Source organism: Pseudoxanthomonas sp. 68-E7 (genome assembly GCF_057773145.1).
Genome location: NZ_JBYMTI010000002.1, coordinates 722,431 through 737,805, shown reverse-complemented (window position 1 = coordinate 737,805; position 15,375 = coordinate 722,431). Strand labels below are relative to the sequence as shown.

Here is a 15,375-nt window from a genome sequence, read left to right as displayed (position 1 = left end):
GCGGGATCAGCCGGCCCGCTTGCGGGTGACGAAATCGTCGACCGTCTGGATGGTGTCGAAATTGGCGGGCGTCATTTCCTCCGGGACGATCTGCAGCTTGAATTGATCTTCCAGGAAGAAAATCAGTTCGTGGATGCCGGTCGAATCGATGATGCCGCCGCGGATGAGCGAGTCCTGATCCCCGATGGCGGAGGGATCATCCGAGAACAGGAAATTCTCCAGGATGAACTGCTTGATCTGTTGCTTCTGTTGCATGGGGATCCCCTGTGGCTGTTTCGCTTGCTGCCATTGAAAACGCAAGCCCCGTGGGCATCCGGCCAGTCCGTACGGCGGCGTTGGCGGAGCGGGTGGCGGTGTTACCATCGCGCCCGTCGCCATGCCGGGGAAGCCCACGATGCGTCGTCTGTCACTGGTCCTGCTGCTGGGAGTGGCGGCCTGCCGCCAGGAGGCGCCCGCACCCGCCGTGCAGCCGCACGTGGTCCGCGACGCCGCGCCGGTGCAGTACGCGTCCGAGAAGGGTGCTTACACCGTGACCGAACTGGTGACCGGCCTGGAACACCCCTGGGCGCTGGCCTTCCTGCCCGACGGCGGCCTGCTGGTCAGCGAGCGCCCGGGCCGCCTGCGCCGGATTGGCGCGGACGGCCAGGTGTCGCCGCCCATCGCCGGGTTGCCCGGGATCTTCGTCGACGGCCAGGCCGGCCTGCTGGACGTGGCGCTGTCGCCGCAGTTCACCCGCGACAAGTGGGTCTACCTGGCGTTCGCCGAGCCGACCTTCCGTGGCAACAAGGCCGGCACCGCGGTGGCGCGCGGGCGGTTGGAAGGCGACGTCCTGAAGGACGTGGAGGTGGTGTACCGGCAGGAGCCCAAGCTCTCGCATGGCACCCATGTCGGCGCGCGGCTGGTGTTCGACGACGCCGGCCACCTGTTCGTCACCCAGGGCGACAACCGGGTGGCCGCGGCCGCCGCGCAGGAACTGGACAAGCTGCAGGGCAAGCTGGTGCGGATCTGGCCGGACGGGCGGATACCGGACGACAACCCGTTCGCGGGCAAGGCCGGCGCGCGCCCGGAAATCTGGTCCTACGGCCATCGCAACATGCAGGGCGCGGCGTTGCATCCGGTCACCCGCGCGCTGTGGACCAGCGAACACGGCCCGCAGGGCGGGGATGAAATCAACCTGCCGCAGGCCGGCGCCAACTATGGCTGGCCGCTGGCCACCCATGGCATCGACTACAGCGGCAAGCCGGTGCCGGGTGCGCGCGGACGCAGCGTGCCGGGCATGCAGGATCCGCATTACGTCTGGGAGAAGTCGCCGGCCGTGAGCGGGATGGCGTTCTATACCGGCGGCCTGTTCCCGCAGTGGCAGGGCAACCTGTTCCTGGGCGCGCTGGCGGCCAAGCAGCTCATCCGGCTGGAACTGGACGGCGACAAGGTCGTGCACGAGGAGCGGCTGCTGGGCGAACGCAACCAGCGCATCCGCGACGTGCGCCAGGGGCCGGATGGCGCGTTGTACGTGCTGGTGGATGCGCCGGACGGCAAGCTGCTGCGGATCGCGCCGCCGGCGAGCACCGCCGCACCGGGCGGCTAGACCGCGGCGGCCACCGCCGGTACCGCCGCCGCGGCCGGCTTGCGGGCGATGAAATCCACGCTGGTGATGCACAACTGTTCCGGCGGGATGGCGGCGAACTGCGGATGCACCGGGGTCGCGGCGAGCTGGCGCAGGCGTTCCGGGCGCGCGTTCGAGGTGTCCAGGACGATGGCGAATCCAAGGTCGCGGGCGTCGTCGACGAAGCGATGCGCGCGCAGCCGGTTCTGGTAGAGGAAGGCGTTGTTCCAGCGCTGCCATTGCCGATCCGAATAGCGCAGGTAGTGCAACTGGTGGATCTCGCGATCCACGTAGGCGTAGTGGTCGCCGCAGTTGACCGAATGGAACATGACCCCGCCGGGTGCGAGGATCCGCATCGCCTCGCGGTACATCGCGCCGATCACTTCCGGCGGCACGTGTTCCAGCACGCTGTTGGAGAACACCACGTCGACTTCGCCGTCGCCCAGGGTGGTGCGGGTGGCGTCGGCCGGCGCGCGGTACTGGACCACGCCGTCGGTGGCCGTTTCCAGCGAATCGCCGGCCAGCAGGCGGTTGCGCAGGCGCAGGTAGCGCTCGCGCACCGCGTGGGGATCGGCGCCGCCGGCTTCGGCGATGCGCGGCAGGAATTTTTCCAGGGTGGCGACGCAGCGTTCGGTCAGATCGCGGCGCAGGTGGGTGTTCAGATCGTAGGTGGTGACCCGCGCCGCGCCGGCCAGGTAGCAGGCGAACGGGAACGTGGGATACCAGCCGGTGCCGATTTCGAAGCCGCGCATGCCGGCGAAGGGATGGCCGGCGTCGCGCAGGTGCCCGGCCATGATCGCCCAGTCGTCGATCTTCACCGACAGTTCGCGCTCGAAGTCCTGCAGGCCGCCGAACTGGCGCTGCAGGTGGAAATGCAGGGTATGGCCGCCGGGCAGGTATCCCAGCACCTTCTGGACCATTCCTTTGACTCGCCAGTGCATGTCGGCTCCGTGATCGGGTGTGGGCGCTCAGGCCGCGGGGACCGCCAGCGGCGCGTCGGCGTCGCGATGGGCGGTGGGGGCGGTACGCGCTTCGTTGAGCTGGCGATGCACCAGCAGGGTGGAGAGGATGCCGACGAACGCCTGGTTGTCGGCGAAGCCGGTGGCGCGGCCCTGCCGGCATTTTTCCACCAGCCGCGAGACCGCCTGCGGTTCGAAGTAGCCGGCGTCACGGACCGACGCGGGCGCCAGCAGTTCGGCCACGTAGTCCAGCGGTTTTCCGTCGAAGAAGAAGCTCTGGCTGTCCGGCGCGCGATAGGGCTGCTTGGTCCGCTGCACGATGTCGGCCGGCAGCAGATCGGCAAGCGCGCGACGCAGCAGGTACTTCTCGGTCATGCCGCGGATCTTGAAGCTGGGCGGCAGCCGGTTGGCGAATTCGATGACCCGGTGATCCAGGTAGGGGAAGCGCCCTTCGATGGAGTTCGCCATCGCCACCCGATCCCCCTGCGAGGACAGCAGGTAGCCGGCCAGCAGCGACTTGGCTTCCACGTACTGGTCGCGGGCCAGCGGGCTCCAGTCCATGATGCCCGGTGGCAGGGTCTGCTCGTAGGCGTCCAGCGGATCCCAGCTGGAGGAGGCCGCGCGCAGATCCGGCGACAGGAACGCCAGCGCGCGCTGCGAGGTCGTCCAGCGCGGCACGTGGGCGAACACCGGGCGGTGCAGGTGTTCCATGCCCTGGCCGAAGAACGACTGGGCGAAGCCCGGATGGCTGACCGGCGAATTGCGCAGGTATCCGTACAGGCGTTCCAGCAGGCGCGGGCGCAGGCGCGAATCCGGTTGCCGCGCCCAGAACCGGCGCACCTTGGCTTCCTTGAACAGATCGTAGCCGCCGAACACCTCGTCGGCGCCTTCGCCGGTGAGCACCACCTTGTAGCCGTGCTCGCGCACGCTGCCGGCCAGCAGCATCAGCGGCACCGGCGCGGTGCGCAGCACCGGGGTCTCGGTATGGCGGATCAGGCGCGGGAAGGCTTCGCCGATGTCGCGGCGGGTGCAGCGCAGGGTGGTGTGATCGGTGCCGAGATGGCGGACCATCGCCTGCTGGTGTTCGCTCTCGTCGAACTCGCCGTCCTCGAATGCGACCGAGAAGGTGCGTACCGGCGTGTCGGTGAATCCCTTGATCAACGCGACGATGCCGGAGGAATCCAGGCCGCCGCTGAGGTAGGCGCCAACCGGCACGTCGGCGCGCAGTTGCAGGCGAACGGCGTCGACCAGCAGGTCGCGCAGTTCGGCGGTGGCCTGTTCCACCGACAGCGGATAGCGCGAGGGCGAGGTGTCGGCGGCGTCGGGGAATTCCCAGTTCCAGTACGTGCGCAGGTGCTGGCTGCCGTCGGCCTCGATGCTCAGCAGGCAACCCGGCGGCAGGCTCTGCACGCCGTCGTACAGGGTGTCCGGATCCACCGGCGCCCAGTAGGTGAGGGTCTGCATGAGCGCGCGCGGATTGAGCTGCGCGCATTCGGGCAGCACCGCCAGCAACGATTTCACTTCCGAGGCGAACCACACCCGGCCGTGCCGGTGCGCGTGGTACAGCGGGCGGATGCCGGCGCGGTCCCGCGCCAGCACCAGCCGCCGGCGTTCGCCGTCCCACAGGGCGATCGCGAACTGACCGTTGAGATGCTGGACGAAATCATCGCCGTAGCGGTCGTACAGATGCACGATCACTTCGGTGTCGGAGTGGGTGTAGAAGCGGTGGCCGCGCGCTTCCAGATCCCGGCGCAGTTCCACGTAGTTGAAGATCTCGCCGTTGAACACCGTCCACGCGGTGCGGCGCTCGTTGTGGATGGGCTGGTCGCCGGTGGCCAGATCGATGATCGACAGCCGCGCATGCGCCAGCGCCGCGCCGGGCTCGGCGTGGAAGCCGAAGCCGTCCGGGCCGCGATGGGCCAGCGGGTGGATCATCCGCTCCAGCGTGGCGCGCGCGCCGTCGGGCCTGACATCCGCGCCGCTGAAGCCTGCGATTCCGCACATCGTCCGGGTCTCCTGGCAGCGGGATCAGGTGGAGCCGGCGGCGTACAGCGCGCGCTCGCCCCGGGCTTCGGCCAGCACTTCCTCGCAGGCCAGCAGGGTGTCCTGGGCCACCTGGCGCCAGTCGCGCGAGAACCGGCGGGCCAGCGCGGCCTCGTCCCATTCGCGCTCCAGCGCCTGGCGCAGGCCGTCGGCCAGCGCGGCCGGATCGCGCACCGGCACCAGGACGCCGCTGGCGTCGTCGACCACTTCGGGAATGCCGCCCACCGGGGTGGCGACCACCGGCCGGCCACAGGCCAGCGCCTCGACCAGCACGTTGGGGTGGCCTTCGGAATAGCTGGGCAGGGTGACCAGATCGGACGCGCACATCCAGCGCGCGACCTCCGCCGGCGGGCGGGTGCCGGCGAAGCGCACCGGCAGATCGCCGGCCGCGGCCAGCGCCGCCAGTTCCGCATGCATCGGGCCTTCCCCCACCAGCACCAGTTGCAGGCGCGGGCGGGAGGCGCGCAGCTGGCCGGCGGCGACCAGCAGCTCGCGCAGGCCCTTCTCCGGAACCAGCCGGCCCACGTAGGTGACCACCTCCGCGTCCGCCGGCAGGTCCAGGGCCTGGCGCGCCTCGGCGCGATCGGCCGGATGGAAAATGGCGGCGTCGCAGCCGTTGGGGATGGCGCGGATGCGGTCCGGGTCTGCGCCGTAGTCGCGCTCGGCGACCCGGCCCAGGTCCTCGCTGACCACCAGCAGGCGGCGGGCGGCGTGCAGCACGGGGCGGGTCAGGCGGCGGCTGATGGCGTCGCGCACGCGCAGATCCGAGCCGCGCGCGCCGACCACCAATGGCGCGCCGATCCGGCGCGCGGCCAGCATCGCGCCGTAGGCGTCGGGATACAGCCAGTAGGACAGCACCAGGTCCGGGGCGAAGGCGCGCATGGGCGCGGCGATGGCGCGCGCGCACAGGCGGCCGTTGAACGGACGGCTGACGGCGGGCAGGGCGGGGTAGCGCACGTACTCGACATCGCAGCCGGGCACGTCATGGTGCTCGTCCGAGGCCCGGTACAGGTAACTGCGCGGTTGCGCCCAGCGCGGGTAGCTGGCGACCGGGCTGATCACCCGCACCTGCGCCAGCCGCGAAAGCTCGCGCACGGTCTGGTAGATCGGGCGGCCGCGGTTGGGCTCGCCGGCAATCGGGAACTGGGAAGTGACGATCAGCAGCCGCATGTCGCCCCGCCTCGGCCGGATGCCGGGAACTGGCCTGTTGCGGGACTCGCTAGCGTTATATCGACCATGCAGTGAACCGGTTCCGGGAGTTGAAGTGGTCCGCGAAAATTCGCCTTCCGTGCGCGTGGTGGAGCTGGACGCCCTTCGGGGCATCGCCGCCGTGGCCGTGATGGCTTACCACTACACAACGCGGTACACGGAACAGATAGGCCATGCGGGGGGCATGCCGCTGGACCTGCTGCCTGGCAAGTACGGCGTGCAGCTGTTCTTCCTGATCAGCGGCTTCGTCATCTTCATGACCCTGGAGCGGACCCGCACCGCGATGGATTTCGTGGTCTCGCGCTTCTCCCGGCTGTTCCCCGGCTACTGGTCGGCGCTGGCGATCACCAGCCTGGTGGTCTATTCGATCGGCCTGCCGCTGCAGCAGTTGCCGCTGCACGACTGGGCGCTGAACCTGACGATGGTCCAGGAGTTCCTCGGTGGCGAGCACCTGGACGGCTCCTACTGGACCCTGCAGATCGAATTGTTCTTCTACGCGCAGATGCTGCTCTGGTACATGCTGGGGCTGCTCAGGCGGATCCACTGGATCATCGCCGGCTGGCTGGTGCTGGCCGCCATCGAGGGCGTGTTCGAAAAGCACGGCTGGCATTTTTCCTACGTGCTGCGCGAGCTGCTGATCCTGCGGTTCATCCCGTTCTTCGCGATGGGCATCCTGTTCTACCGGATCCGCCAGCATCCCGGCGAGCGGCCCTTGAACATCGCGATGATCGCGTTGTGCCTGTTCGCGATCGGAATCGGCGAGCGCCCGGTATTCCTGCTGGTGGGCACGGTCTGCTGCGCCATCTTCATCGCCTTCACCCTCGGCTGGCTGCGCTTCCTCAACGTGCGCTTCTTCGCCTGGCTGGGCACGCTGTCCTATTCGCTGTACCTGATCCACCAGGCCATCGGCTTCGCGGTGATTTACCGGCTGGAACAACGGGGCGTGCCCAGCCTGGCCGCCTGCGGGGTGGCGGTGGCGGTGGCGTTCGGCCTGGCCATGCTGCTGAGCTACGGCGTGGAAAAACCGGCGATGCGCTGGATCCGCTCGGAATGGAAGCGGCGCGGCATGCGCCTGGAGACCGCGTGAGCACGTACGATGGCGCCCACGCGGGGCACGGCAGGGAGCGGTTTTGAAGGACAGGCAGAAGATCGTTTCCGCGGCGGCGTGGAGCATCGGCGCGGGTTTGACCGGCCGTGCGGTGGGCCTGCTGGGCACCCTGTTGATCGCCCGCCACCTGAGCCCGGAGATCGTGGCCGAGGTGACGGTGGCCACCATCATCGCGTTGACCGGCAACTGGATCGGCGCCTGGGGCTGCGGCCAGTACGTGATGGTGCGTGGCGGCGAGGGGCGAGAGGCGATCTTCACCGCCAGCGTGTTCTACCTGTTGGCGGGCTCGCTGGTGATCGCGCTGACCTGGTGGGCGACGCCGTGGCTGGCGGGCTGGCTGCAGGCCCCGAACCTGGCCACCTACCTGCCCGGCGCACTGCTGGGCATCGGCATCCGCCGGCTGGGCGCGATACCGGACAAACTGCTGGCGCGTGAACTGCGGTTCGGACGCATCGCGATCGCCACCGCGCTGGGCGACGTCGCCTATGCCACCGTCGCGGTGACGCTGGTGAGCACGACCGACCTGGGCGGGCGCGCGATGATCCTGGGTTTCATCGCCCAGTCCTGCGTGATCGCGGGAGTGACCATCACCGGCACCGGTTGGCGCAGCTGGCTGGCGCCGGCCCGTCTGCGCTGGGCGCGGGTCCGCGACATCGTCCGTTTCGGCGCGCCGATCACCGGCGAGATCACCCTCGCCGAGGGCGGGCGCTACTGGGACAAGCCGATGATGCTGCGGCTGGTCGGCGCGCATGACGCCGGTGCCTACGGCATGGCCTTCAATCTGGCGCAGCTGCCGGCGGTGTACGTCGGCGGCCACATCGGTACGGTGATGGTGCCGGCGATCGTGCGCGCGGAACCGGCGGCGCGCGCGCCGCTGATCGTCAACGCGCTGGTGGTCGCGGCGGTGCTGCTGTGTCCGATGGCGGCGGGACTGGCGGTGGTCGCGCCGACCCTGGTCGCCGCGCTGCTGCCGCCGGACTGGGCGATGGTGGCGCCGTTGTTGAGCATCCTGGCGTTCATGCTGCTGCTGGGGCCGGGCAGTTACATCCTGTCCTCGTTCCTGACCTCGCTGGGGCGCAACGCGATCCTGATGTGGATCGAGGTGGCGACGATGGTGGTGCTGGTGGCCGCGTTCGCCGTGCTGGCCCGTTGGGGAGTGATGGCGGCGGCCTTCGCGGTCGGCGCGGCGATGCTGGTGCAGTGGATACTCACGGTTCAGGCCTGCCATCGCGATGGCGTGCGGCTGGGGCGCCTGTGGCCGCCGCTGGCGCGGGTCGCACTGGCCTGCGCGGTGATGGCGCTGTCGGTGTGGGGATTGCGGCTGCTGGTCGCCGGCCAGGCGCCGGCACCGGCGCAGCTGTTGCTGGAAGTGGGAACCGGCGTGCTGGTGTACCCGCTGGCGCTGGCCATATGCGGCGGCGGCCTGCTGGGGAACCTGTTGCAGTCGGCGGGGTTGGGACGCCTGCCGTTGCTGGGACGCTGGCTGCGCGGTTGAGAGGTGGGGAAGGCGCGGGCGCGCGACTGCCACGCGGTGCGAATGAGGGCTCACGGAAGCCAAGGGGGAAGGAAGGGGATGTTCGATTTCAATGCCATCGTGCTGTTGCGACGCGAAGCGGGCAGTCCGGGCGACAACCCGCTGGCGCCGGGGCAGCAGTTCGTCGAGCTGGAGATGGGCGACGAGGCGCGGCTGTCGAAGGTCTACCGGCAGCAGGGCCGCACCGGCGATCCGGCACGCCTGCGCCGGCGCTTCGAGCATGGTTTCCGCTGCTTCGCGATCGAGGAAGGCGATGAAGTGATTGCCTGGTTCTGGGCGCTGCACGGGATACCGCGCTACTTCGACGAGCTGGGCTGGCTGTTCCCGCTGGACAAGACCCAGGTCTGGCTGCGCGATGCCTATGTGGTGCCGCAGCGACGCGGACGCCGGCTGCTGCTGGCGATGATGGCGATCGGCAGCACGGTGGAATCGGCGCCGCTGGAATACCTGTCCGACGTCAGCTACATCAACCGGCCCTCGCTGCGCGCGCACCGCACCATGGGTTTCAAGCCCTTCGCGACCGTGTATGGGCTGATGCTGGGAGGCCGCCTGCTGTGGCGGAGCCTGCCGCCGCCGGCGCTGCGGCCGGAACCGACCGCGTTGCATCCGCACAAGCGCCTGCTCTGGCTCAGCGCCGAGGAGCGCGCCTGGCATCGCACCCAGATTGCCTGACCGGCGCCGCGCGGCTCAGTCGTCGTGGCCGAGCCGGTAGGCCAGCGGCCGCAGCGCACGTGCCGCCGACAGCCAGCGGTTGGCCGTGGTGCCCGCGGCGAGGATCCCGGACACCATGATCTGCTGATCCGGCAGCAGTTCGGCCAGGTAGGAATTCTCCCGCGCCTGGCTGTCGAACTGGCGCAACTGCGGCCAGCGCGCGTTCATCGCCTCGAACAACTGCCACTCGTTGATGCGGCCGGGGCTGGCCTGGCGGTATTCGGGATCCCAGCCGGTCTTGAAGCCGCTGAGCACCTGGCCCGACATCAGGTTGCTGGTCGAGGCGATCACCCGTCCGGCGCACAGTGTTTCCACGAACACCAGCGTACCGGTCGGCGCCAGCCGCGCCGCCATCTCCAGGAAGAATCCGCGCTGGGCCGGACTGGCGTGCAGGGAACTGCCGGCGTCGCCCTTCCAGCCGGCGTGTTCGAGGGCGAGATGGCGCTCGGCCGCGGCCTGATCCGCATCGGCGCCCTGCAGGATGCGGGTGGCCACCTCGCCCTGATCCTGCAGGCGGCGCAGGCGCCGGCGCAGATCCTTGAGCACCGAACCGCGCATGCGCGCGGTGGTGGAGACACCGGCGCGCGTGCGCAGCACCGGACGCTGGAAGCGCCGGGTTTCGTGCCATTGCAGGCGCGGATCGCGGGTGGCCCACAGCGCGGCCGACAGCGGACATTCGGCGACCAGGTTGTGCAGCAACAGCACCGGTGCGGGGGAGCGTGGCTGCGCCATCAGGTCGATCACCGTCGCGGCCACCGTCTCGGCGGCGCCGGGCGCGTGCAGCAGGCCGGACTGGAAGGCATGCGCGTGCCGGTAGGCGCGCCAGTGCGGCAGCGGCACGAACAGGTTGGGGCGCCGATGCTCCAGGCAGGCCAGGCCGATCAGCGCATCATCCTCGCCGCGCACGCGCAGCAGCGACGGCGGTGCCTGCGGCGTCAGCCAGCGCACCGCCGCCTGCACGAATCCCGGCATCAGGAAGGGATTGGACGACGCGCTGGCGCGGGCCAGCGTTTCCCATTCCGCGAAGTCACCGGCCTGCAGGCTTTTCCAGTCATCCAGGGTGACCGTCGCGGTCATGCCGGCACGGTCCCGTGCCGGCGGCCGCGCATCGCGTCCATCAGGCGCGTGCGCAGACCCACGCGATCCACCGACAGCCAGGCCATGCGCCCCTCGGCCATCGCCAGCACGCGCTTGTAGTCCATCTCGCCGGCCATCAGTTCGTAGCGCCGATGGCCTTCCTGGACGGCGTTCTGCACGGCTTCGGTCAACAGCAGCAGGCCGGGGCTGCCGCAGTCGCCGATGCGCGGATAGTCGATGCCCGCCTGGTAGAAACAGACCACGCCGCGCGAGATCAGGTGATAGAGATAGCCTGCCACGTGCCCACCGGCCTCGAAGCGCAGCAACTGCGCGCCGTGGTCCGGTTGCGAGGCGGCGATCAGCCGGCGATGGAAGGCGATGATGCGGGGATCGGCGAACGCGCCCTGTTCGCCGGCCTCGGCGGTCCAGTGGGCCTGGTGCAGCGCGACCAGGCCATCGAAGAACGCCAGGCGTTCTTCCGTCGTGGTGGCCACGTCGATTTTCAGTTCGCCCCAGCGCTCGCCCAGCTTGCGCGCGGTACGGCGCACGCGGGCACGGGTGTTGCGTCCCAGCACGCTCGACAGGTACAGGCCGTGGTCCTCGCGCAGGCCGGTCAGGTCGATGTAGGGCGTCGGCCGTTTGAACATGCGCAGGCGCAGGTTGGGCGCGCGCAGTTGTTCCAGCGGAATGCGATCGACCTCGATGCCCGGCAGGAACAGGGTCAGCCAGTGGCGTTCATGACGATGCAGGTGATCCACGAACGCGACCAGGGTTTCGCTTTCCAGTCCGGTTTCGCTGAGCAGGCCGTTGAACTCGATGGTCAGGCTGTCGAGCGCGCGGTCACCGACCTGGTGCAGGCGCAGGTGGGTCGGACCCAGGCCCAGGAAGCGCCGGCGCGCCGTGACGATGCCCAGGCCGACCAGGCGCTTGTCCAGATAGACCGAGGCCAGGCGTGCGTTCCGGCGCGGGCAGATCATCTCCAGCCAGGTGCCGATCCAGATCCAGCTGAGGAACACGCTGCATTGCGAGCGGCTTTCCAGTTCTTCCCAGCGTTGGCGCAGGAGATCCAGATCCGGCAGTGGTTCCAGGCGAACGTCGAACGAGCGGGTGGCGGGCGAGAGCATCGGCGGTTTCTCGTATCCGTTGGCGGGCGTGGTCACGATGGGCACGCGCGGCCGCGCGTGATCAGGGCGGAGGATGCAAGCGCTGTGCCACGGGAGCGCACAGCGGGGGGAGCGGCGGGAAGGAGGGCGACATGATCAACCGAAGGTCGCATCCAGTCCCTGCTCCACGCCCACGCGCGGCGTCCAGCCCAGCTGTTCGCGCGCGGCGGTGGTGTCGAAATTGGCGAGCGGGCGCAGCGAACGCACGCGGTAGCGGGTCAGCGGCACGTCGCGCTTGAGCACCTTGCCCAGCTGCTCCACGCCCCAGCCCAGCAGCAGGAAGGTCCAGACCGGCACGCGCAGCCGTTTCAGTTCGCCACCGAGTTTGCGCTGCGCGCGCTGCAGATAGGCCTCCTGGGTGACGGCCGAGGTGTCCACGATGTTGAACAGCTTGCCCACCGCCTGCGGCGCGTCGGCCGCCTGCACCAGTGCGTCGACCACGTCGTCGATGTAGACCAGCGGCAGGGTCTGCGCGCCGCTGCCCACCGCCACCCAGCGGCCGGCCAGGCCGATGACGCCATTGGGGGTGACCTTTTCGGCGCCGGGCCCGAAGATCTGGCCGGGACGCAGGATCACCGCGGGCAGGCCATGCTGTTCGATCGCGTCGCGCACGTGGCGTTCGGCGTTCAACTTGGTCTGGGTGTAGGCGCCGCGCCATTCCGGATGCGGTTCGTAGGAAGAGGCTTCGGTCATCACCGCGTCGGCGGCGCGCCCGGCGTGATCGAACACGCTCATCGAGCTGACGTAGACCAGCCGGCGGTTGCGGTGCGCCAGGCAGGCCTCGACCACGTTGCGCGTGCCCCAGACGGTGCCGGCTTCGAAATCACGCGGGCCACCGCGCATCGCGGCGCCGACGTGGTAGACCACGCCCACGCCCTGGACCGCGTGATCGACGATGCGCGGATCGCCGAGATCGCCGATCACCGTCTGGATGCCGGCGTCCTGCGCATACGCGGCGACCGGGCGGCGCACCAGCACGCGCACGCTGCGGCCTTCGGCGCGCAGGCGCGCGACCAGGCGGCGGCCGAGGAAACCGGCGGCGCCGGTCACCAGCGCGTCGGCCGGCGGCAGGTCGGCGTAGCGGCTTTCCAGCAGCGCCAGGCGCTGGCGGTCCGGCTCGGCGCACAGCGGTTCCAGCAGGCGGGCGATGCGCAGCGCGTCCTCGCCGGTGAACGGCGGGGCGGCGCCGTCGCGCGCGGCCTGTGCGAACGCCTGTGCGCCATGCTGGATGCCGGGCGAGGGCTTGAGCATGCCGGTGGCGAAGCGGACCACGTTCCAGGGCACGCGGAACACGTCCTTGAGCGCGCTGAAGAACGCGTTGGCGACGATGCCGATGAACTTCGGGCCGGGCAGCACGCGATGGATGCGGCAGGTCTGCAGGAAGCGATCGACCTCGATGGTGCCGCGGGTACCGCGCACGAACACGCGGTTCTCCATCGGCCGCGCGTTCCAGGACAGCAGCAGGCGGCCGATGCCGCGCTCGGCGCGGATGTTGGCCTGCCACTCGTCGAAGTGCAGGTTGGGGTCGGTGCCGCGGGACTGGAAGGCGACTTCGGCGTGGCCGATTTCACCCAGGAACGCTTCCAGCGTGTACAGGCCGTGCACGCCCAGATCGCGGAACGGGTACGAGCCCTGGGTCACCGCGCCGGGCAGCGGGCCCCCGGCGTAGGGCGGATATTCCGAATTGCGGATGATGTCGACCGACACCACCTCGCCGATGCGGCCGTCGCGCACCGCCTGCAATGCCTGCATCAGCACCGGATCGAACAGGTCCGAATGGTTGACGCCGAGCAGGCGCCCGCGGGCTTGCGCGCGCGCGATCATCGCTTCGCAATCGGCCACGCTGTCGGCCATCGGCTTCTCCACCAGCACATGGCAGCCCATGTCCAGCGCGGCCAGGGCAATCGCCGGATGCGAGGACGGCGGGGTGAGCACGTACACCGCCTGCGGCTGCGCATCGGCCAGTTCCTCCAGGCGCGCGACCGCGCGGGCCACGCCGAAGCGCTTGGCCAATGCCTGCGCCGCCGGCAACTGGCTGTCGCAGACGCCGACCAAGTCGACGAAATCCAGGCGCTTGAGCGCGGACAGGTGATGGGTGGCGACATAGCCGGCGCCGACGATGGCGACGCGCAGCCGGGAGGAAGCGGAAGCGGGCATGGGGGTATTGAGCATGATCAGGAAAGGGGGCGTTGGCGTTGCAGGGCCTGGGCCACGGTGTCCAGCACGCTGTCCACGCGGCTGTCCCAGGTCTGGTCGGCGACCGCGGCGATGCGCTCGGCGGCGGCCTGCGGGGTGTCTTCGGCCAGCGCGCTTTCCAGCGCGCGCAGGTAGCCCTCGCGGTCATGGGCGATGCGCACCCAGCGCGAGAACTTCTCGATTTCGGGGTTGTAAACGCTGACCACCGGCTTGCCGGTGGCCAGGTACTCGCGCAGTTTGAGTGGATTGGAATTGGCGACCTGGCGATTCATCCGGTACGGGATGATCGCCACGTCGAACGCCTTGGCCCACTGCGGCAGGGTGGGATAGGGCTGGGCCCCCACCAGGCGCACGTTGGACAGCGCACGCAATTCGCTCACGTCGGCGGCGGCGTGGCCGACCAGCAGGAAGGTCCACTGCGGGCGCTGGCGGGCCAGCCAGGCGATCAGGTCCAGATCGATCCACTCGTGCAGCGAACCGATGTAGCCGACCACCGGACCCGACAGGTCGCGCGCGGCGGCGGGGATCTCGGTGCCTGCCTCGCCGGCCTGGCGGAACAGCGCCACGTCCACGCCGTGCGGCGAGTAGAACGTCCGCGGATTCAGTCCGCGCTTGCGTTCCAGCAAGGCCGGCGGAGCGACGAACTGGAGGTCGGCCGCGCGGCTGAGCGCGTCGTCGCGCTGGCCGATCAACTCGGTGTCCACGCCGGGATGCGCGGCATAGTCGTCGATGCAGTAGTACACGCACAGTTCCTCGCCCAGGCGCCCGGCCAGGAAACCCGGGTGCGGGACCGCGAACCAGGAAATGCGCCGCTGGATGCCGATCGCGCGCAACGCACGACGCACCGCCCAACGGCCGAACAGGCGGTTGAAGGCGTCGACGCCGGGAATCCGCCGGAACGGCAGTTGCGGCACGGTGCAGCGCCAGAAGCCGTCGCGGATGCGCTCGGGCCGGCGCAGCGCCGCGCTCAGTTTGCGCCACGCCTTCTTCAGGTCGCGGCCGGACGCGTTGGGCGCGCGCATCCCGGGGGAATCCACGTACAGCACCGGCATGTGCCCGGCCAGGCGGGTGGCGATGTGGTGGCTGCTGGTGCGGTTCTCCGCGTTCCAGTCATTGCCGAAATAGACCACGCCCAGCCCCTGCAGGGTCGCGTTGGCATCAGGCATCGCGCCACCATGCGATCAGCCAGGCGGTCGCGCCATGGTGGATCCAGTCCTTGTGCACGCCGGGAATGGCTTCCACGTGCGGGCCGATGCGGCCGCAGGCCGGGGCGAAGAAGGTCACCAGGCCGTTGCGGCCCAGATGGCGCATGCGCGCCACCGTCGCGGCCGGATCGCTGAGGTAGTAGAGCACCTCGCAGGCGGTGACCAGGTCGAAACGGTGGCGTTGCTCGCCCCAGGGCTGGTGGAACAGGTCCGCGGCCGCGAAGTGCGCCCGTGGCAGCCGCGCCTGCGCGCGCGCCACCGCGTGGGCGCTGACGTCCAGGCCGTATTGTTCATCGCTGAGGCGGGCCAGGTATTGGGTCTGGTGGCCTTCGCCACAGCCGATCTCGAGCACGCTGCCGACCCGGCCGAAGGTCTGTTCGATGACCCGGTTGGTGGCCTCGAAGCGGGTCCGCTCCATGGCCGAATCCATGTTCCAGGGGTCTTCCATGCGGTAGGCCAGATCCAGCCGCGCATGATTGTCGCTGCCGCCGACGCCGCGCAGCGCGTACTTCATCCACAGGCGGCGCTGTGCCTTCTTCAGCAGTCCGGCGGTGCCAGCAAACATCT

13 protein-coding genes are annotated in these 15,375 nt (G+C 69.7%); 4 read left to right on the top strand and 9 right to left on the bottom strand.

All coding sequences use genetic code 11. The annotated features are described in order from the left end of the window. Window positions 1-6: 6 nt before the first annotated feature. Entirely contained in the window at window positions 7-255 is a 249-nt protein-coding gene (locus AC3DE2_RS07900) for an acyl carrier protein (protein WP_295375542.1), read from the bottom strand. 139 nt (window positions 256-394) lie between these two features. On the opposite strand from AC3DE2_RS07900, the gene AC3DE2_RS07895 reads away from it, so the two are divergent. Further along, complete coding sequence (locus AC3DE2_RS07895) at window positions 395-1,585, top strand: PQQ-dependent sugar dehydrogenase (RefSeq protein WP_488425724.1); 1,191 nt, start codon at window positions 395-397, stop codon at window positions 1,583-1,585. Here AC3DE2_RS07895 and AC3DE2_RS07890 read toward each other — a convergent pair. Genes AC3DE2_RS07890 through AC3DE2_RS07880 form a run of 3 tightly spaced genes read right to left on the bottom strand, consistent with a single transcriptional unit; the run spans window position 1,582 to window position 5,775 of the window. Continuing rightward, on the bottom strand, window positions 1,582-2,523 hold the full coding sequence (locus tag AC3DE2_RS07890) for a methyltransferase domain-containing protein (protein ID WP_488425723.1): 942 nt from the start codon (window positions 2,521-2,523) through the stop codon (window positions 1,582-1,584). The genes AC3DE2_RS07895 and AC3DE2_RS07890 overlap by 4 nt on opposite strands. A 48-nt stretch (window positions 2,524-2,571) precedes the next feature. Continuing rightward, window positions 2,572-4,566: an asparagine synthase (glutamine-hydrolyzing) gene (gene asnB, locus AC3DE2_RS07885; protein ID WP_488425722.1), complete on the bottom strand. Its 1,995-nt coding sequence runs from the start codon at window positions 4,564-4,566 to the stop codon at window positions 2,572-2,574. A gap of 24 nt (window positions 4,567-4,590) precedes the next feature. Then, window positions 4,591-5,775: a glycosyltransferase gene (locus AC3DE2_RS07880; protein WP_488425721.1), complete on the bottom strand. Its 1,185-nt coding sequence runs from the start codon at window positions 5,773-5,775 to the stop codon at window positions 4,591-4,593. A 94-nt stretch (window positions 5,776-5,869) separates the two neighbouring features. Here AC3DE2_RS07880 and AC3DE2_RS07875 point away from each other — a divergent pair, with 94 nt between their 5' ends. The 3 genes from AC3DE2_RS07875 (at window position 5,870) to AC3DE2_RS07865 (ending at window position 9,128) form a co-directional block, all read left to right on the top strand. After that, window positions 5,870-6,901: an acyltransferase family protein gene (locus AC3DE2_RS07875; RefSeq protein WP_295375551.1), complete on the top strand. Its 1,032-nt coding sequence runs from the start codon at window positions 5,870-5,872 to the stop codon at window positions 6,899-6,901. A 43-nt stretch (window positions 6,902-6,944) separates the two neighbouring features. Next, window positions 6,945-8,417 (top strand): oligosaccharide flippase family protein, encoded by a 1,473-nt coding sequence (locus AC3DE2_RS07870; RefSeq protein ID WP_488425720.1) that lies wholly within the window; start codon window positions 6,945-6,947, stop codon window positions 8,415-8,417. Between the two features lie 78 nt (window positions 8,418-8,495). Beyond that, the gene (locus tag AC3DE2_RS07865; RefSeq protein WP_488425719.1) at window positions 8,496-9,128 is read left to right on the top strand and encodes a GNAT family N-acetyltransferase; all 633 of its coding nucleotides are present in this window, start codon (window positions 8,496-8,498) and stop codon (window positions 9,126-9,128) included. Window positions 9,129-9,143: 15 nt separating this feature from the next. Here the strand turns inward: AC3DE2_RS07865 and AC3DE2_RS07860 are convergent, their stop codons facing one another. The 5 genes from AC3DE2_RS07860 to AC3DE2_RS07840 form a co-directional block, all read right to left on the bottom strand. Further along, a complete protein-coding gene (locus AC3DE2_RS07860; protein ID WP_488425718.1) occupies window positions 9,144-10,244 on the bottom strand; it encodes a GNAT family N-acetyltransferase in 1,101 nt (366 codons plus the stop codon). Further along, window positions 10,241-11,413 carry a GNAT family N-acetyltransferase gene (locus AC3DE2_RS07855; protein WP_295375558.1) on the bottom strand — a complete coding sequence of 391 codons (1,173 nt, stop codon included), beginning with the start codon at window positions 11,411-11,413 and terminating at the stop codon, window positions 10,241-10,243. The genes AC3DE2_RS07860 and AC3DE2_RS07855 overlap by 4 nt, the downstream gene beginning before the upstream one ends. A gap of 90 nt (window positions 11,414-11,503) precedes the next feature. Beyond that, on the bottom strand, window positions 11,504-13,564 hold the full coding sequence (locus tag AC3DE2_RS07850; RefSeq protein WP_488425717.1) for an NAD-dependent epimerase/dehydratase family protein: 2,061 nt from the start codon (window positions 13,562-13,564) through the stop codon (window positions 11,504-11,506). A 17-nt stretch (window positions 13,565-13,581) separates the two neighbouring features. Next, complete coding sequence (locus tag AC3DE2_RS07845) at window positions 13,582-14,769, bottom strand: glycosyltransferase (RefSeq protein WP_488425716.1); 1,188 nt, start codon at window positions 14,767-14,769, stop codon at window positions 13,582-13,584. Beyond that, window positions 14,762-15,373 (bottom strand): class I SAM-dependent methyltransferase, encoded by a 612-nt coding sequence (locus AC3DE2_RS07840; protein WP_295375564.1) that lies wholly within the window; start codon window positions 15,371-15,373, stop codon window positions 14,762-14,764. The genes AC3DE2_RS07845 and AC3DE2_RS07840 overlap by 8 nt, the downstream gene beginning before the upstream one ends. Window positions 15,374-15,375 lie beyond the last annotated feature (2 nt).

Bases quoted from the DNA above. Each gene is read 5' to 3' on its own strand.
- AC3DE2_RS07900 (WP_295375542.1), bottom strand. From the start codon at position 255: ATGCAACAGAAGCAACAGATCAAGCAGTTCATCCTGGAGAATTTCCTG.
- AC3DE2_RS07895 (WP_488425724.1), top strand. From the start codon at position 395: ATGCGTCGTCTGTCACTGGTCCTGCTGCTGGGAGTGGCGGCCTGCCGC.
- AC3DE2_RS07890 (WP_488425723.1), bottom strand. From the start codon at position 2,523: ATGGTCCAGAAGGTGCTGGGATACCTGCCCGGCGGCCATACCCTGCAT.
- asnB (WP_488425722.1), bottom strand. From the start codon at position 4,566: ATGTGCGGAATCGCAGGCTTCAGCGGCGCGGATGTCAGGCCCGACGGC.
- AC3DE2_RS07880 (WP_488425721.1), bottom strand. From the start codon at position 5,775: ATGCGGCTGCTGATCGTCACTTCCCAGTTCCCGATTGCCGGCGAGCCC.
- AC3DE2_RS07865 (WP_488425719.1), top strand. From the start codon at position 8,496: ATGTTCGATTTCAATGCCATCGTGCTGTTGCGACGCGAAGCGGGCAGT.
- AC3DE2_RS07860 (WP_488425718.1), bottom strand. From the start codon at position 10,244: ATGACCGCGACGGTCACCCTGGATGACTGGAAAAGCCTGCAGGCCGGT.
- AC3DE2_RS07850 (WP_488425717.1), bottom strand. From the start codon at position 13,564: ATGCCCGCTTCCGCTTCCTCCCGGCTGCGCGTCGCCATCGTCGGCGCC.
- AC3DE2_RS07845 (WP_488425716.1), bottom strand. From the start codon at position 14,769: ATGCCTGATGCCAACGCGACCCTGCAGGGGCTGGGCGTGGTCTATTTC.
- AC3DE2_RS07840 (WP_295375564.1), bottom strand. From the start codon at position 15,373: ATGTTTGCTGGCACCGCCGGACTGCTGAAGAAGGCACAGCGCCGCCTG.